The following is a 14221-nucleotide window of genomic DNA, read 5'->3' on the forward strand; positions in this document are numbered from 1 at the left end:
AAAGCTTCGGCGCGGGACGCGCCCTTATTCATTTTCGAGCATCGACCGGATCAGGGGGATCGTGATCGCGCGCTGCGTCTGCAAGGCATAGCCGTCGAGCTGCACCAGCAGCTCCATCAGGCTTCCCAGGTCGCGGCTGAAGCGGTGCAGCATGTAGTCCAGCACTTCGTCTGTCAGCATCACGCCGCGGCTGTCGGCGGCCTGCCGCAGCACCGCACGCCGCTCCGGTTCGTTCAGCACCTGCAAGTGGAACACATGGCCCCAGCCCAGACGCGTGCGCAGGTCCTCGCGCAGCGGCAGGTCGGCCGGCGGCACGGCGCCCGCCGCCACCACGCCGCGCTGCAGACTTTGCGCGTTGACGAACCAGTTGAAGGCCGCGTGCTGCTGGACGGCGGTGTAGAGATGCACGTCATCGAGCAGCACGGCGCCCCAGCGCTCGTCGAAGTCCGGCGGGTCCGAGAGCCCCGCGTGCAGCCACCCCACGCTCGCGCCCTGCTCGCGCAGGGCGCTGCGCACCGCTTCCAGCAGATGCGTCTTGCCGCTGCCTCCTTCACCCCACAGGTAGGTCGGCACCGGCGAATGCAGCGTGCTCGAACGCGCATCGCCGACCCACAGCCGCAGATGCCGCAGCGCGGGTTCGTTGGGACCGGCGAAGAAACCCGCCAGCGTCGGGCCGGAGGCAAGGCCGATATCGAGTGCGAGCTGCTTCATGCCGAGGCCACTGCGGGCGGCTGGAAAGAAGCGGACGACGCGGTACGTGGATTCATGGACAGGCGGGAGCGCTGTGCGACGGGCCGGGGGCGCGGGGCAATGGGGCCCTTAAAATCGTGGGGAATTCTATCGGCCCGACCGCCCCGGTTGCCGGCGTCATTCTCCTCCTCCTTCGACCGTCCCTTCTTTTTCGTCCGGCCCGCCCATGAACTCCACCCCGCCCACCCCGCTCAGCTACAAGGATGCCGGCGTCGACATCGATGCCGGCGACGCGCTGGTCGACCGCATCAAGCCGCTGGCCAAAAAGACGATGCGCGAGGGCGTGCTGGCCGGCATCGGCGGCTTCGGCGCGTTGTTCGAGGTGCCCAAGCGCTACAAGGAGCCGGTGCTGGTGAGCGGCACCGACGGCGTGGGCACCAAGCTCAAGCTGGCCTTCGAGTGGAACATGCACGACACCGTGGGCATCGACCTGGTGGCCATGAGCGTCAACGACGTGCTGGTACAGGGTGCCGAGCCGCTGTTCTTCCTCGACTACTTCGCCTGCGGCAAGCTCGACGTGGACACGGCCGCGGCGGTGGTCGGCGGCATCGCGCTCGGCTGCGAGCAAAGCGGCTGCGCACTGATCGGTGGCGAAACCGCCGAGATGCCCGGCATGTACCCGGCCGGCGAGTACGACCTGGCCGGTTTCGCGGTGGGCGCGGTCGAGAAGTCGAAGATCCTCACTGGCCGGGACGTCAAGCCCGGCGACGTGGTGCTGGGCCTGGCCTCGGCGGGCGTTCATTCCAACGGCTTCAGCCTGGTGCGCAAGGTGATCGAGCGTGCGGGCGCCGACCTGCCTGCCACGCTCGACGGCCAACCTTTCCGCCAGGCCGTGATGGCGCCGACCCGGCTCTACGTCAAGCCGGTGCTGGCGGCATTGGCCCGGCACCCGATCAAGGCGCTGGCCCACATCACGGGTGGCGGGCTGCTGGAGAACATTCCGCGCGTGCTGCCCGAGGGCACGGCGGCGCACCTGAAGAAAGGCAGCTGGCCGCAAAGCGAGCTCTTTGGCTGGCTGCAGAAGGTGGCCGGCATCGACGACCTGGAGATGAACCGCACCTTCAACAACGGCATCGGCATGGTGGTGGTGATCGACGCCGCCGAGGCCGCGGCTTGCGCTGCCACGCTGCGCGCCGAGGGCGAGACGGTGCACGAGATCGGCGTCATCGCGCCGCTCGGCGCCGGTGCGGCCGTGGTCGTGGCCTGAAAAGCCCCGCCGCGTGAGCATCGTCGCTCCCCTCCCGTCGCGCAAGCTCGTCACGGCGAGCTACCTGCTCATCGCCGGGGCGCTGCTGCTGATCATGTGGCAGGGCCTGCTGCCGGGGCTGCTGTGCGTCTGCATCGGCTTTCTCGGCACGCGCTGGCTCGCGCGCTTGCTGGACGCGGGACTGGGCCGGCTGCTGCCCGGGAAGCAAGGCCAGCAGCCACCGGACCCGCCGTCGTCCTGGTCGCGCATCGTCGCTGCAACCCTGGTGTCGCTGGCGCCGATCGGCCTGGGGATACTGGCCTTCTCGGAAGCGCGGGAGTTCGTGCTCAACGCACCAGAGCAATACCAGGAACTGCTCGACTACATCGCCCGCACGGTGCTTGAACTGCGGCTCAAGCTGCCGCCAGATATCGGCACCTATCTGCCCGAAGGCACGGCCGAGGTGCAACGCGTCATCGCCGGCTACCTGCGCGCCCAGGCCGGCGCACTCGCGCTGACCGGCCGCGCCTGGCTCGGGGGCCTGCTGTTCGCCTATGTCGGCCTGATCGTCGGCGGCCTGGCCGCGGTGGCCCAGCATCCCTCGACCGGCCGCCCGCTGGCCGAGCTGCTCAAGCAGCGCATCACCCTGTTCGGCGAGGCCTTCGGCCAGATCGTGGCCGCGCAGTTCTGGATTGCAGCCTTCAACACGCTGCTGACCGCGATCTTCCTGCTCTTCGTGCTGCCGCATTGGGACCTGCGCCTGCCCTACACGCCGGCGCTGATCACGCTGACCTTCGTCGCTGGCCTGGTGCCGATCGTCGGCAACCTGCTGTGCAACACGGTGATCACGCTGGTGGGCCTGTCGGTGTCGCCGGTCACTGCACTGGCCTGCCTGGGCTTCCTTATCCTCATTCACAAGGCCGAGTACTTCATCAATGCCAAGGTGGTCGGCGCTCGTACGCAGATGGGCGTCTGGGAGCTGCTGTCCGTGATGTTCGTGGCCGAGGCCGTGTTCGGCCCGGCCGGGTTGGTGGCCGCCCCGCTGTTCTACGCCTACCTCAAGAAAGAATTGCAGGCGGCGCGGCTGGTTTGAAAGCGCATGTCCCGATTTGACCGGTTCCTGTCCGGGGAAGGACGGACGAATGGCAGAAAGGTAGAAAAAATAAGGCGCATCATCCACCTGCCCCGGAGTTTTGCGCCATGAAGTCTTGTCTCATAGTGATCGATGCCCAGGAATCCTTCCGCCATCGCCCGTATTTCACCCCGCGTGACCTGCCCGCCTACGCGACCGCCCAGAACGCACTGATCGAAGGCTGCCGCGCTGCCGGCGTCCCGATGGTGCGCATCTTTCACGTCGACGGCCCCGCCCTCGCCGACAACCCCTTCGCCATCGAATCCGGCCACGTCCGCCCGCTGGCCGAGCTCACGCCTTTCGAGGCAGCCGCCACCTACACCAAGCACCGCCACAGCGCCCTGGTCGGCACCGGCCTCGATGTGTGGCTGACGCAGAACGGCATCGGCAGGCTGATCGTGAGCGGCATCCGCACCGAACAATGCTGCGAGACCACGACGCGCCATGCCTCCGACCTGGGCTGGGCGGTCGATTTCGTCACCGACGCCACGCTGACCTTCGACATGACCCAGCCCGACGGCCGGCCGCTCCCGGCCGCCGACATCAAGGCCCGCACCGCGACCGTGCTGGAAGGCCGTTTCGCAAAGCTGTGCACCGTCGAGCAGGCACTGGAGCGCGCCGGCGCGCTCGCCATGGCCTGAGGGCGAAGTCGGATGAGCAGCGCGCCACGCATCCGGGTCGTGTTCGTGCTGCTGCCGAACAGCCTGGTACTCGACTGGGCCGGCCCGGCGGAGGCGCTGCGCATCGCCAACCAGCAGCTGCGCGCCGGCGGGCAAGCCGAGCGCTTCGCCATCGAATTCGTCTCCCCGAGCCCCAGCTCGACCGGCTCCGTCGGCGTCACCCTCAGCGGCCTGGGTCCGCTGCCGGCGGTTTGGGACGACGGCGGCTCCGCCTGGATCGTGCTGGTGGGCCTGCCGGGCGACAAGGTCTCCACCGACGGCGCGGATGCCCAGGCACTGCTGCGCTGGCTGCGCGGCCAGCGCCTGGAGCGCGGCCGCCTCGAGCTGGTGACGATCTGTGCCGGTGCCCTGCTGGCCGCCCATGCCGGTGCCCTGGCGGGGCGGCGCGTCACGACCCATCACCATCACCTCGATGAACTTCGGCGGGTGGAACCGCGCTGCGAGGTGGTGGCCAACCGCGTGTTCGTGATCGACCCGCCGCTGTACAGCAGCGCCGGCGTGACGACCGGCATCGACCTGATGCTGCATCGCATTGCCGACACCTGCGGCGAGGCGCTGGCGGCGCAGGTCGCACAGACCATGGTGGTGGCGCTGCGGCGGGGTCCGCAAGACCCGGAGCTCTCCCCATTCCTGGCCTACCGCAACCACCTGCACCCTGCGCTCCACCGCGTGCAGGACGCCGTGAGCGAGGCACCGCAGGACGACTGGAGCGTGCCGCGCATGGCCCAGGTGGCCCATACCTCGTCGCGTCACCTGACGCGCCTGTTCGTCGAGCATGCAGGCGTGGCACCGCTCGAGTACCTGCGCCGCCTGCGCCTCGCGACGGCCCGGCTGGCGCTCGACTCGGGCGCCAACGTCACCCGCGCGGCCGAGTTGGCAGGTTTCGCTTCGGATACCCAGCTGCGCCGCGCCTGGAGGCAGTTCGGCGCCGAGGGATCGCCTTCGCGCCACCGGCTCGGCTCCCGGGCGTGAGGGCCTGGGCGCCGGCGGCTTGTGCGATTCGTCCTATCCAAAAAGCGCCTTCGTCCGGCCCGGCCGGCCCGCAGCTGATGTTCTCCTAGCGGCTTGCCTTGCCAGTGACTCGCCATGAAGATCGCCCAAATCTCACCCATGTACGAATCGGTACCGCCCCGCTTGTACGGCGGGACCGAACGCGTCGTTGCCCATCTCTGCAATGCCTTGGTGAGCCAGGGACACGACGTCACCCTGTTCGCCTCGGCGGACACCCGCACGCGGGCACGGCTGGTGCCGATGCGCGAACAGGCGCTGCGGCTGGACCCGGCGCCGCTGAAATCCGACCTCGCCAGCCACATGGTGCTGCTGCAGGAGGTCCGACGCCGGGCGGGCGACTTCGACGTGCTGCATTTCCACATCGACCTGCTGCACTTCCCCTTCTTCGCGGACATCGCCGAGCGCACGCTCACCACCTTGCACGGCCGGCTGGACCTGAAGGACCTGCCCGAGGCCTACGCGGAGTGGCCCCAGTTCCCGCTCGCATCCATCTCCCGGCACCAGCGCACGCCGCTGCCTTTCGCCCGCTGGCACGGCACCGTGCACCACGGGCTCGACCCGGCGCTCTACCCTTTCCAGGCGGAGGCCGCCAACGGCTATCTCGCCTTCCTGGGCCGCATCTCGCCGGAGAAAAGACCCGACCGGGCCATCGCGATCGCGACTCGCGCCGGGCTGCCGGTGAAGATCGCCGCCAAGGTTGACGCGGCGGACAGGGAATACTTCCGTGAGCGGATCCGGCCGTTGCTCGACCATCCGCTGGTGGAATTCATCGGGGAGATCGGCGATGCCGAGAAGCCCGCCTTTCTTGGCGGCGCGCGCGCCCTGCTGTTCCCCATCGACTGGCCGGAGCCCTTCGGCCTGGTGCTGATCGAGGCCATGGCCTGCGGGACGCCGGTCATCGCCTGGCGTTGCGGCTCGGTGCCGGAGGTGGTGGATCACGGCGTCAGCGGCCTGATCGTCGGCAGCGAAGACGAGGCGATCGCAGCCGTCCATCAGATCGGCGCATTCGACCGCAATGAGGTCCGCGCCACCTTCGATCGGCGTTTTTCTGCCACAACCATGGCCAAGGCCTACGTGGAGTTGTATCGTCGGCTTCCGGCGCACGACAAAGACGGCACTTCCTACCCCCAGGCAGCTTGAGCATGAGTCAAGGCATGACGACCGAACCGCCGCTCGCGGAGCTCGATGTCGAGGCGGTCCTCGAACGCAATCCGCAGCGGCTTTTTGTTTTGAAGGAGGGCGACACCTTCCTGGTCGCCGACGTCTACGGCGACATCACGGGAGAGGCCGACGGCCTGTTCCACAACGACACGCGCATGCTGTCGACCTTCCTCCTGCGGCTCGGCGGTCGAAGGCCTTCGCTGCTGTCGGGTGCCGTGAGTCAGGACAACCTGTTCTTCACGGCCAACATGACCAATCACCCGCTGCCGCTGCTCGGCAATCCGGCCACGCCCGAAGGAGTCATCCACCTGGAGCGCAAGCGCTTCCTCTGGGACAACCGCATCTTCGAGCGCATCAGCGTGCTGAACTATGGGGACCAACGCGTCCAGGTGCCGCTGACGCTGCACTTCGCGGCCGATTTCCACGACATGTTCGAGGTGCGCGGCCAGCAGCGGCTGCAGCGTGGCGCCCGCGAGCCGTCGCTCCTGAAGGAGCGTGGCGTGGAGCTGCGCTACCAGGGCCTCGACGGCCTGCGCCGCAGCATGTGCCTCGAGTTTTCAGAGCAACCGCAGGGCTTGGACGAGCGGCACGCAGCGTTCATCGTGCAGCTCGACCCGCACCAGCGCTGGACGCTGCATGCCGAAATCGGGCCCTGCCCGGCAGACGCCGGCTGCTCGCGCTACCGCGCTGCCGCTGCCGCGGCCCGCCGCAGCATGCGCACGCGCCAGCGGCGCGGCGCACGCGTGCTGGCCTCGGGTCGACTGTTCCAGTCGTGGCTCGACAAGTCGCGTGCCGACCTGGCTCTGCTGACCACCGACCTTCCCACCGGCCCGTATCCCTACGCCGGCATCCCTTGGTTCTCGACCCCTTTCGGGCGGGATGCAATCGTCACCGCATTGCAGACGCTCTGGCTCGATCCCGGCCTGGCGCACGGCGTGCTGTCTTTCCTCGCTCACAATCAGGCGCAGCAGACCTCGACCTTCCGCGACTCCGAGCCGGGCAAGATCATGCACGAGACCCGCAAGGGCGAAATGGCGGCGGTCAACGAGCTTCCCTTTGCCAAGTACTACGGCGGCGTCGACACCACGCCGCTGTTCGTGATGCTCGCGGGCGCCTACGCCGAGCGGATGGGCAATGTCCGTGCGCTGGATGCCTTCTGGCCTGCGCTCGAAGCCGCGGCGCGCTGGATCGAGCGGAACGCGGCCGGCCATCCCACGGGCTTCCTGAGCTACGCGCGGGGCGAGTTGACCGGGCTGGCCAACCAGGGATGGAAGGACAGCAACGACTCGGTATTCCATGCCGACGGAAGTACGCCGGATGGGCCGATCGCGTTGATCGAAGTCCAGGGCTACGCCTACCGCGCCTACGCCGTGATGGCCGAACTGTCGCGCCTGCGCGGCGATACGGACGCGGCTCGCCATTGGGAACAGAGCGCCGTCGCGCTGCAGGCTGCAGTCGAACAGCACTTCTGGCAGGAAGACATGCAGTTCTACGCGTTGGCACTGGACGGCCACGGCCAGCCCTGCCGCGTCCGGGCGTCGAACGTGGGGCACCTGCTGTACACCGGGCTTCCGCGCGCCGAGCGCGGGCGAGCGGTCGCGGCTCAGCTGCTCTCGCGGGCGTTCAACTCCGGCTGGGGCATTCGCACACTGCCGCCCGAGACGCTGCGCTTCAATCCGATGTCCTATCACAACGGCTCCGTCTGGCCCCATGACGTCGTCCTGTGCGGCGCCGGACTGGCGCGGTACGGGGAACGCGACGGGCTGGTGCGGCTGCTGAACGGCTTGTTCGAGGCCGCGACCCATTTCGGCATGCGGCTGCCGGAACTGTTCTGCGGTTTCGAGCGCGCGCCGGGCGAAGCGCCGATCGCGTATCCCGTTGCCTGCCTGCCGCAGGCCTGGGCGGCCGGCTCGGTCTTCATGCTGCTGCAGGCGTCCCTCGGCTTGCAGCTCGATGCGCACCGCAGCCTCATTCGTGTCGAGCAACCGCGCCTGCCGGACGGGATCGACCATCTGCAGATCCGGCATCTGCAGCTCGGCGCGCAGAAGCTGGACCTGAGCTTTCAGCGCTTGGGAGAGCGCGTGGTCGCATTCATCGACCGGCAGGAGGGGCCGTCACCCGTCCAGCTGTCGCTGAAGCTGTGAAGCTGTGAAGCGGTGACGGGGCTCAGAGATAGCCGCAGAAACGCAGCACATGACCATCGGGCTCGCGGATGGCGAACTCGCGCAGGCCCCAGGGCTGCGACGTCGGCGGCTCGATGACATCAACGCCGCGCTTCACATAAGCGGCATGCAGCCCGTCGACGTCCTGGCCCACGTGAATCACGATCTCGCCGCGCCAAGCCCGGGTCTCGCGCCGGCCGCATTGCCACAGGCGGATGTAGACCGGATCGCCATAGCTGCGATCGCCCTTCTTCACCCTCGCATAGCTCGGCGGCTCGCCGGCGATGAAGTCGAGCTCGAAGCCCAGCACGTCGCAGAAATAGCGCGCGGCCCGGGCCGCATCGGCGACCGGCAGCACCGGCTGCACGCCGTGGAATTCATGCAGGGTGCCGAGGTCGGCGACCGCGGTCTTGCTGTCCTGCGCCATCAGTTCTCTGCCCGGCGCAAGGCGGCCACGCGCTCGGCGATGGCATCGATGTCGAGCGCATCCTCGGCATGCATCAGGTAGGTCTCCAGGTCGCGCACCGCGCGTGCGGTGTTGCCCTGCTCCGCATGAGCCAGCCCGCGGTCTCGATGCTCGCCCCAGGCCTCGGGGAAAAGCGTGACCAGCCGGTCCTGCACCGCGATCGCGCGCTGCCAGTCTTCCTGCGCCCGGTGGATTTCCTTCAGGTTTCGCAGCATGCGCCCGATGATCTCGCGCGGCGACGCCGGCTGCAGGTACAGGCCCAGCGGCACGTCGAAGTCGCCGACCAGCCCGCTGCTGCGCTTGTAGGGCTCGAGGCGCTCGCTGAGCTCTTCGCGCGAGAGCGACTTGCCGGTGAAGGGATCGATCACCACCTGCCCCTTGGGCAGCGTGATCTTGAGCATGAAGTGGCCCGGGAAACCGACGCCGCGCGCCTGCAGGCCCAGGCCCTGTGCCAGCTCAATCCACAGCACGGCCAGCGAGATCGGGATGCCGCGGCGCGTGCGCAGCACCGCGTTGAGGTAGCTGTTGTCGGGGTCGTAGTAGTCGTTGACGTTGCCGCCGAAGCTCAGGTCATGGAAGAAGAACTGGTTGAGGGCGCGCAAGCGCTGCAGCGGCGCGGCATCGGCGGGGAGGCGGCGCTTGAGGCGCGCGAGCAACTGGTCGACGTCGCCCAGCACCTGCTGGACATCGAGTTCGGGGTATTCGTCCTGGGCGAGGCTGGCGGCGGCTTCGAGCAGCGGAAAGTGGTCGTCGCTCTTGACAAGCGACTCGAAGTACTCGAGTGGAGTGGGCGCTTGAAAGCTGAACGTCATGTGTCTTTGTAGAGGAGCCCGCGCCGAGCGTCAAGGCAGGGCATGCGCCGTCGCGATCAGCGCCGCACCAGGCTGCGCAGCTTGACGCCCGCGAGCGCCAGCACCGCGAAGTACAGCAAGGCCCCACCCACCACCAGTGCCGCCAGCAGGCCGATGCGATGCAGGCGTTGTGCCTGCAGCCCGATCCAGTCGAAGTGCTGGTTGCCCCAGACCAGCAAGGCCGTCAGCGCGGCGGTGCCCGCCAGCACCTGCAGCAGGAAGCGGCCCCAGCCCGGCTCGGGGCGGTAGCTGCCGCGGCGAACCAGCCCGACGAGCAGCCAGAGCGCATTGATCATCGCGCCGATGGCGATGGTGAGCGTCAGTGCCGCATGCTGAAGCAGCGGCACCAGGGCGACGTTGAGCAGCTGCGTCAGCACCAGTACCGCCACCGCGATCAGCATCGGCGTGCGCGTGTCGTGCTTGGCGTAGTAGCCCGGCGCCAGCACCTTGACCGCCACCAGGCCGACCAGCCCGACGCCGTAGCCCATCAAGGCGAGGCTGGTGCGCTGCACGTGGAATTCGCTGAAGGCGCCGTTGTGGAACAGCACGGCCACCAGCGGTCGCGAAAAGACCAGCAGGGCCAGGGCGCAGGGCACCGACAGCAGCACCACCAGGCGAAGGCCCCAGTCGAGCATTGCGGAGTAGCGCGCATCGTCCTGGGCCGCGCGCGCACCGGCGAGCTGAGGCATCAGCACCACGCCGAGCGCCACGCCCAGCAGCGCGGTGGGGAACTCCATCAGCCGGTCGGCATTGGTGATCCAGCTTACGCTGCCGGTCGCCAGGTGGGAGGCGATCTGCGTGTTGATCAGCAGCGAGATCTGCGCCACGCTGACGCCGATCAGCGCCGGCAGCATCAGGCGCGCGACGCGACGCGTGCCTGCGTCGGCCCAGGCGGCGCGGATCGCACCCAGGCCGAGGCCGATGCGCGGCATCATCCCGACCCGCCGCAGCGCGGGAATCTGCAGCGCCAACTGGAGCACCCCGCCCACCATCACGCCTGCGCACTGGGCGTAGATCGGCTCGATCCCCCAGCGTCGGAACCAGGGCGCGCCCACCACGATGGAGAGGATCAGGGCCACGTTCAGCAGCACCGGCGCGGCCGCCGGCACGGCAAATCTGCGCCAGGTGTTGAGGATGCCGCCGGCCAGCGCCACCAGCGACATAAAGCCGATGTACGGGAACATCCAGCGTGTCATGACGACGGCGGCCTCGAAGCTCTCCGGATTCTTCTGCAGGCCACTGGCCATGGCCCAGACCATCAGCGGCGCGCCGATCACGCCCGCCACGCACAGCACGACGAGGGTCCACGTCAGCAGCGTCCCCACATGGTCGACCAGCGCCTTGGCGCCCGTTTCGCCGTGCTCGGTCCTGTTGGCCGCCAGCACCGGCACGAAGGCCTGGCTGAAGGCGCCTTCGCCGAACACGCGTCGGAACAGGTTGGGGATGCGGAAGGCGACGTAGAACGCGTCGGTCATCGCGCTGACGCCGAACACCGAAGTCATGAGCACGTCGCGAATGAGCCCGGTGATGCGGGAAGCGAGCGTCAGCAGGGAGACGGTGGAGGCGGATTTGAAAAGCGACACGGCCGGAAGTGTATGTGGCTGCGCGTGCTCTCCCCGGCCGCGGGGATGGGCAGTTGTCCATCGCCTATAATGGAGGGCTTTGCCGCATCATCCGCAGACACTGTAAGGAACACCAGCCATGGCATCCACCAAGCCCAAGAAAAAGAACCCGCGCCTCGCGTCGGGCCGCAAGCGCGTCCGCCAGGACACCAAGCTCAACGCTGCGAACACCTCGCTGCGCTCCAAGTACCGCACCGCTGTGAAGAATGTCGAAAAGGCCGTCGTGGCCGGCGACAAGACCAAGGCGGCAGAACTCTTCGCGAAGGCCCAGAGCATCGTCGACACCATCGCCGACAAGGGCATCTTCCACAAGAACAAGGCTGCTCGCGACAAGAGCCGCCTGGCAGCCAAGGTCAAGACCCTGGCCCTCGCCGAAAAGGCCGCCGCCTGACGTCATCAGGCAAGCCCGGACCGGCCTCCCGCCAGTCCGCCGTTTGATCTGGGTGCGCTGCAGCAAAGTGAAAAACCGCCTTCGGGCGGTTTTTTCATGGGCGGGTGCTTTCCTGTGTCCGGCTGCCTGCAGGGGGCGCCGCGTCAGGCACGAGGCAGGCCTCGGCCACCTGGAGGTTGTTGTCCCGGGCGAAGTTCATCACGAAGTCCCAGGCCATCACCTCGGCGTCTCGCAGTTCGGGGCTCACCACCACGCACTTGATGCCGTTGATCACGGTCGGCACGCACCACGGCGAATAGCTCAGGTGGCTGTCCGGCCTCGGCCCGCCCGGCCGGAACGAACACATCACGCCCGCCAGCCGCTCCGCCCAGTCGCTCGGGCGAAAGGTCCGGCCATCTTGGGTGATGCCCTGGATGAAAACTTGTTTGGTGGTGGGGGAAACCATGGATTGCGCGAAGGACGCAGGCGGGTGCTGCGCTGCACAATGGATTCTATCCGGGCGGGTCCCGCGAGCGACACGGAGCGCAGCATTGCTGTGATGCGCAATCCTCACCGACGCTGTCAAAACGCAACCCTAGAATCCCTGTTCCCTTATTCGGAGATCGTATGAGCGCCACTGCCGCCCCCTCCTCGCCCCACGTCATGAACACCTATGGCCGCCTGCCGATCGCGCTGTCGCACGGCCAGGGCTGCCGAGTCTGGGACACGGAGGGCCGAGCCTACCTGGACGGCCTGGGCGGCATCGCAGTCAACACCCTGGGCCACAACCATCCCGAGCTGGTGCCTGCGCTGCAGGAGCAGATCGCCAGGCTGATCCACAGCTCCAACTACTACCACGTGCCGGGCCAGGAGCAACTGGCCACCAAGCTCACCGAGCTCTCCGGCCTCACCAACGCCTTCTTCTGCTGCACGGGCCTCGAAGCCAACGAAGCCGCGCTCAAGCTGGCGCGCAAGTTCGGCCACGACAAGGGCATCGAGCGCCCCGAGATCGTGGTCTACGAGGCCGCCTTCCACGGGCGCAGCATCGCCACCCTGTCGGCCACCGGCAACCCGAAGGTGCAGAAGGGCTTCGAGCCCCTGGTCGAGGGCTTCATCCGCGTGCCGCTCAACGACATCGAGGCGCTGAAGAAGGCGACCGAGGGCAACCCGAACGTGGTGGCCGTGTTCTTCGAAACCATCCAGGGCGAAGGCGGCATCAACCCGATGCGCTGGGAGTACCTGCGCCAGGTCCGCCAGCTGTGCGACGAGCGCGACTGGCTGATGATGATCGACGAGGTGCAGTGCGGCATGGGCCGCACCGGCAAGTGGTTTGCGCACCAGTGGGCCGGCATCAAGCCGGACGTGATGCCGCTGGCCAAGGGCCTGGGCTCGGGCGTGCCGATCGGCGCCGTGGTGGCCGGCCCGCGCGCCGCCAACCTCTTCGCGCCGGGCAACCACGGCACCACCTTCGGCGGCAACCCGCTCGCGATGCGCGCCGGCATCGAGACCATCCGCATCATGGAAGAGCACAAGCTGCTCGACAACGCGGCCAACGTCGGCGCGCATCTCAAGGGCGCGCTGGAGCGCGAGCTGGGCGGCCTCCCCGGCGTGAAGGAGATCCGCGGCCAGGGCCTGATGCTGGGCATCGAGCTCGACCGTCCCTGCGGCGTGATCCTCAACCGCGCCTGCGACGCCGGCCTGCTGCTGAGCGTGACCGCCGACAGCGTGATCCGCCTGGTGCCGCCGCTGATCCTCAGCGTGGCCGAAGCGGACGAGATCGTCGCCATCCTCGCGCCGATCGTGAAGAGCTTCCTCGCGGAGGCTACGACATGAGCACGGTTGCCGCCCTGCGCCACTACCTCCAGTTCTCGGACTTCACCGCCGACGAGTACGCCTATGTCTTCGCACGCGCCGCGCTGATCAAGAAGAAGTTCAAGGCCTACGAGAAGCACCAGCCGCTCACCGACCGCACCCTGGCCATGATCTTCGAGAAGGCCTCGACGCGCACCCGCGTGAGCTTCGAGGCCGGCATGTACCAGCTCGGCGGCAGCGTGGTGCACCTGACCACCGGCGACAGCCAGCTCGGCCGCGCCGAGCCGATCGAGGACAGCGCCAAGGTCATCAGCCGCATGGTCGACCTGGTGATGATCCGCACCTACGAGCAGACCAAGATCGAGGCCTTTGCAGCGCACTCGCGCGTGCCGGTGATCAACGGCCTCACCAACGAGTTCCACCCCTGCCAGATCCTGGCCGACATCTTCACCTACATCGAGCACCGCGGCTCGATCGAGGGAAGGACGGTGGCCTGGGTCGGCGACGGCAACAACATGGCCAACACCTGGCTCCAGGCCAGCGAGATCCTGGGCTTCAAGGTGCACGTGAGCACGCCCAGCGGGTACGAGGTCGACCAGTCGATCGCCGGCATCCGCTCGGCCGACAGCTACCAGGTCTTCAAGGACCCGATGGAAGCCTGCCGCGGCGCAGACCTGGTCACCACCGACGTCTGGACCAGCATGGGCTACGAGGCCGAGAACGAAGCTCGCCGCGCCGCCTTCGCCGACTGGTGCGTGGACGAGGAGATGATGCGCGCGGCCCAGCCCGACGCTCTCTTCATGCACTGCCTGCCAGCCCATCGCGGCGAGGAAGTGCAGGCCGAGGTCATCGACGGTCCGCAGTCGGTGGTCTGGGACGAGGCCGAGAACCGCCTGCACGCACAGAAGGCGCTGATGGAGTTCCTGCTGCTCGGCCGCCTGGCCGCCTGATGGGCCGATCGGCGACTTGCCGATGTTTGCGTTCTGTTGGAAATAACCGACACCACGACCCTGTTCAC

Annotated in this window: 14 protein-coding genes; 9 read left to right on the top strand and 5 right to left on the bottom strand. The window is 68.0% G+C overall.

Features of this window, described 5'->3' with window-relative positions:
* Positions 1 to 24: 24 nt before the first annotated feature.
* Positions 25 to 711 (bottom strand): DnaA regulatory inactivator Hda, encoded by a 687-nt coding sequence (gene hda / locus ACMGEZ_RS18790; RefSeq protein WP_436823790.1) that lies wholly within the window; start codon positions 709 to 711, stop codon positions 25 to 27.
* Between the two features lie 205 nt (positions 712 to 916).
* Here hda and purM point away from each other — a divergent pair, with 205 nt between their 5' ends.
* The 6 genes from purM to ACMGEZ_RS18820 all read left to right on the top strand — a co-directional run bounded on the left by purM (position 917) and on the right by ACMGEZ_RS18820 (position 8064).
* Positions 917 to 1957 carry a phosphoribosylformylglycinamidine cyclo-ligase gene (purM, locus tag ACMGEZ_RS18795; RefSeq protein WP_436823791.1) on the top strand — a complete coding sequence of 347 codons (1041 nt, stop codon included), beginning with the start codon at positions 917 to 919 and terminating at the stop codon, positions 1955 to 1957.
* Between the two features lie 13 nt (positions 1958 to 1970).
* Positions 1971 to 3029: an AI-2E family transporter gene (locus ACMGEZ_RS18800; protein WP_436823792.1), complete on the top strand. Its 1059-nt coding sequence runs from the start codon at positions 1971 to 1973 to the stop codon at positions 3027 to 3029.
* A gap of 107 nt (positions 3030 to 3136) precedes the next feature.
* Positions 3137 to 3709 (top strand): isochorismatase family protein, encoded by a 573-nt coding sequence (locus ACMGEZ_RS18805; protein WP_436823793.1) that lies wholly within the window; start codon positions 3137 to 3139, stop codon positions 3707 to 3709.
* A 12-nt stretch (positions 3710 to 3721) separates the two neighbouring features.
* On the top strand, positions 3722 to 4720 hold the full coding sequence (locus tag ACMGEZ_RS18810) for a GlxA family transcriptional regulator (RefSeq protein ID WP_436823794.1): 999 nt from the start codon (positions 3722 to 3724) through the stop codon (positions 4718 to 4720).
* A gap of 114 nt (positions 4721 to 4834) precedes the next feature.
* Positions 4835 to 5899 (top strand): glycosyltransferase family 4 protein, encoded by a 1065-nt coding sequence (locus ACMGEZ_RS18815; protein WP_436823795.1) that lies wholly within the window; start codon positions 4835 to 4837, stop codon positions 5897 to 5899.
* A gap of 14 nt (positions 5900 to 5913) precedes the next feature.
* Positions 5914 to 8064, top strand: coding sequence for an amylo-alpha-1,6-glucosidase (locus ACMGEZ_RS18820; RefSeq protein WP_436823796.1), 2151 nt, complete (start codon positions 5914 to 5916; stop codon positions 8062 to 8064).
* Positions 8065 to 8086: 22 nt separating this feature from the next.
* Here ACMGEZ_RS18820 and ACMGEZ_RS18825 read toward each other — a convergent pair whose 3' ends face one another.
* From ACMGEZ_RS18825 to murJ, 3 genes are read right to left on the bottom strand one after another with little or no spacing between them, the layout of a single operon-like run.
* Positions 8087 to 8509: a bleomycin resistance protein gene (locus tag ACMGEZ_RS18825; protein ID WP_436823797.1), complete on the bottom strand. Its 423-nt coding sequence runs from the start codon at positions 8507 to 8509 to the stop codon at positions 8087 to 8089.
* The gene (locus tag ACMGEZ_RS18830; RefSeq protein WP_436823798.1) at positions 8509 to 9360 is read right to left on the bottom strand and encodes a SirB1 family protein; all 852 of its coding nucleotides are present in this window, start codon (positions 9358 to 9360) and stop codon (positions 8509 to 8511) included. The genes ACMGEZ_RS18825 and ACMGEZ_RS18830 overlap by 1 nt, the downstream gene beginning before the upstream one ends.
* A 56-nt stretch (positions 9361 to 9416) precedes the next feature.
* Positions 9417 to 10982: a murein biosynthesis integral membrane protein MurJ gene (gene murJ, locus ACMGEZ_RS18835; RefSeq protein WP_436823799.1), complete on the bottom strand. Its 1566-nt coding sequence runs from the start codon at positions 10980 to 10982 to the stop codon at positions 9417 to 9419.
* A 118-nt stretch (positions 10983 to 11100) separates the two neighbouring features.
* Here murJ and rpsT point away from each other — a divergent pair, with 118 nt between their 5' ends.
* Positions 11101 to 11412, top strand: coding sequence for a 30S ribosomal protein S20 (gene rpsT, locus ACMGEZ_RS18840; RefSeq protein WP_068676180.1), 312 nt, complete (start codon positions 11101 to 11103; stop codon positions 11410 to 11412).
* A gap of 94 nt (positions 11413 to 11506) precedes the next feature.
* Here rpsT and ACMGEZ_RS18845 read toward each other — a convergent pair whose 3' ends face one another.
* Positions 11507 to 11857, bottom strand: coding sequence for a DUF3579 domain-containing protein (locus tag ACMGEZ_RS18845; RefSeq protein ID WP_436823800.1), 351 nt, complete (start codon positions 11855 to 11857; stop codon positions 11507 to 11509).
* 161 nt (positions 11858 to 12018) lie between these two features.
* Here ACMGEZ_RS18845 and ACMGEZ_RS18850 point away from each other — a divergent pair, with 161 nt between their 5' ends.
* Entirely contained in the window at positions 12019 to 13224 is a 1206-nt protein-coding gene (locus tag ACMGEZ_RS18850) for an aspartate aminotransferase family protein (protein WP_436823801.1), read from the top strand.
* Positions 13221 to 14153, top strand: a complete 933-nt coding sequence (gene argF, locus ACMGEZ_RS18855) for an ornithine carbamoyltransferase (RefSeq protein ID WP_436823802.1) — start codon at positions 13221 to 13223, stop codon at positions 14151 to 14153. Before ACMGEZ_RS18850 ends, argF begins: the two co-directional genes overlap by 4 nt.
* The last annotated feature ends 68 nt before the right edge of the window (positions 14154 to 14221 follow it).

Origin of the sequence: Variovorax stachyos (assembly GCF_051400855.1) — a bacterium.
In the GTDB taxonomy this organism is placed as follows: Bacteria; Pseudomonadota; Gammaproteobacteria; order Burkholderiales; family Burkholderiaceae_C; genus Variovorax.

Bases quoted from the DNA above. Each gene is read 5' to 3' on its own strand.
- hda (WP_436823790.1), bottom strand. From the start codon at position 711: ATGAAGCAGCTCGCACTCGATATCGGCCTTGCCTCCGGCCCGACGCTG.
- purM (WP_436823791.1), top strand. From the start codon at position 917: ATGAACTCCACCCCGCCCACCCCGCTCAGCTACAAGGATGCCGGCGTC.
- ACMGEZ_RS18805 (WP_436823793.1), top strand. From the start codon at position 3,137: ATGAAGTCTTGTCTCATAGTGATCGATGCCCAGGAATCCTTCCGCCAT.
- ACMGEZ_RS18810 (WP_436823794.1), top strand. From the start codon at position 3,722: ATGAGCAGCGCGCCACGCATCCGGGTCGTGTTCGTGCTGCTGCCGAAC.
- ACMGEZ_RS18815 (WP_436823795.1), top strand. From the start codon at position 4,835: ATGAAGATCGCCCAAATCTCACCCATGTACGAATCGGTACCGCCCCGC.
- ACMGEZ_RS18820 (WP_436823796.1), top strand. From the start codon at position 5,914: ATGACGACCGAACCGCCGCTCGCGGAGCTCGATGTCGAGGCGGTCCTC.
- ACMGEZ_RS18825 (WP_436823797.1), bottom strand. From the start codon at position 8,509: ATGGCGCAGGACAGCAAGACCGCGGTCGCCGACCTCGGCACCCTGCAT.
- ACMGEZ_RS18830 (WP_436823798.1), bottom strand. From the start codon at position 9,360: ATGACGTTCAGCTTTCAAGCGCCCACTCCACTCGAGTACTTCGAGTCG.
- rpsT (WP_068676180.1), top strand. From the start codon at position 11,101: ATGGCATCCACCAAGCCCAAGAAAAAGAACCCGCGCCTCGCGTCGGGC.
- ACMGEZ_RS18845 (WP_436823800.1), bottom strand. From the start codon at position 11,857: ATGGTTTCCCCCACCACCAAACAAGTTTTCATCCAGGGCATCACCCAA.
- ACMGEZ_RS18850 (WP_436823801.1), top strand. From the start codon at position 12,019: ATGAGCGCCACTGCCGCCCCCTCCTCGCCCCACGTCATGAACACCTAT.
- argF (WP_436823802.1), top strand. From the start codon at position 13,221: ATGAGCACGGTTGCCGCCCTGCGCCACTACCTCCAGTTCTCGGACTTC.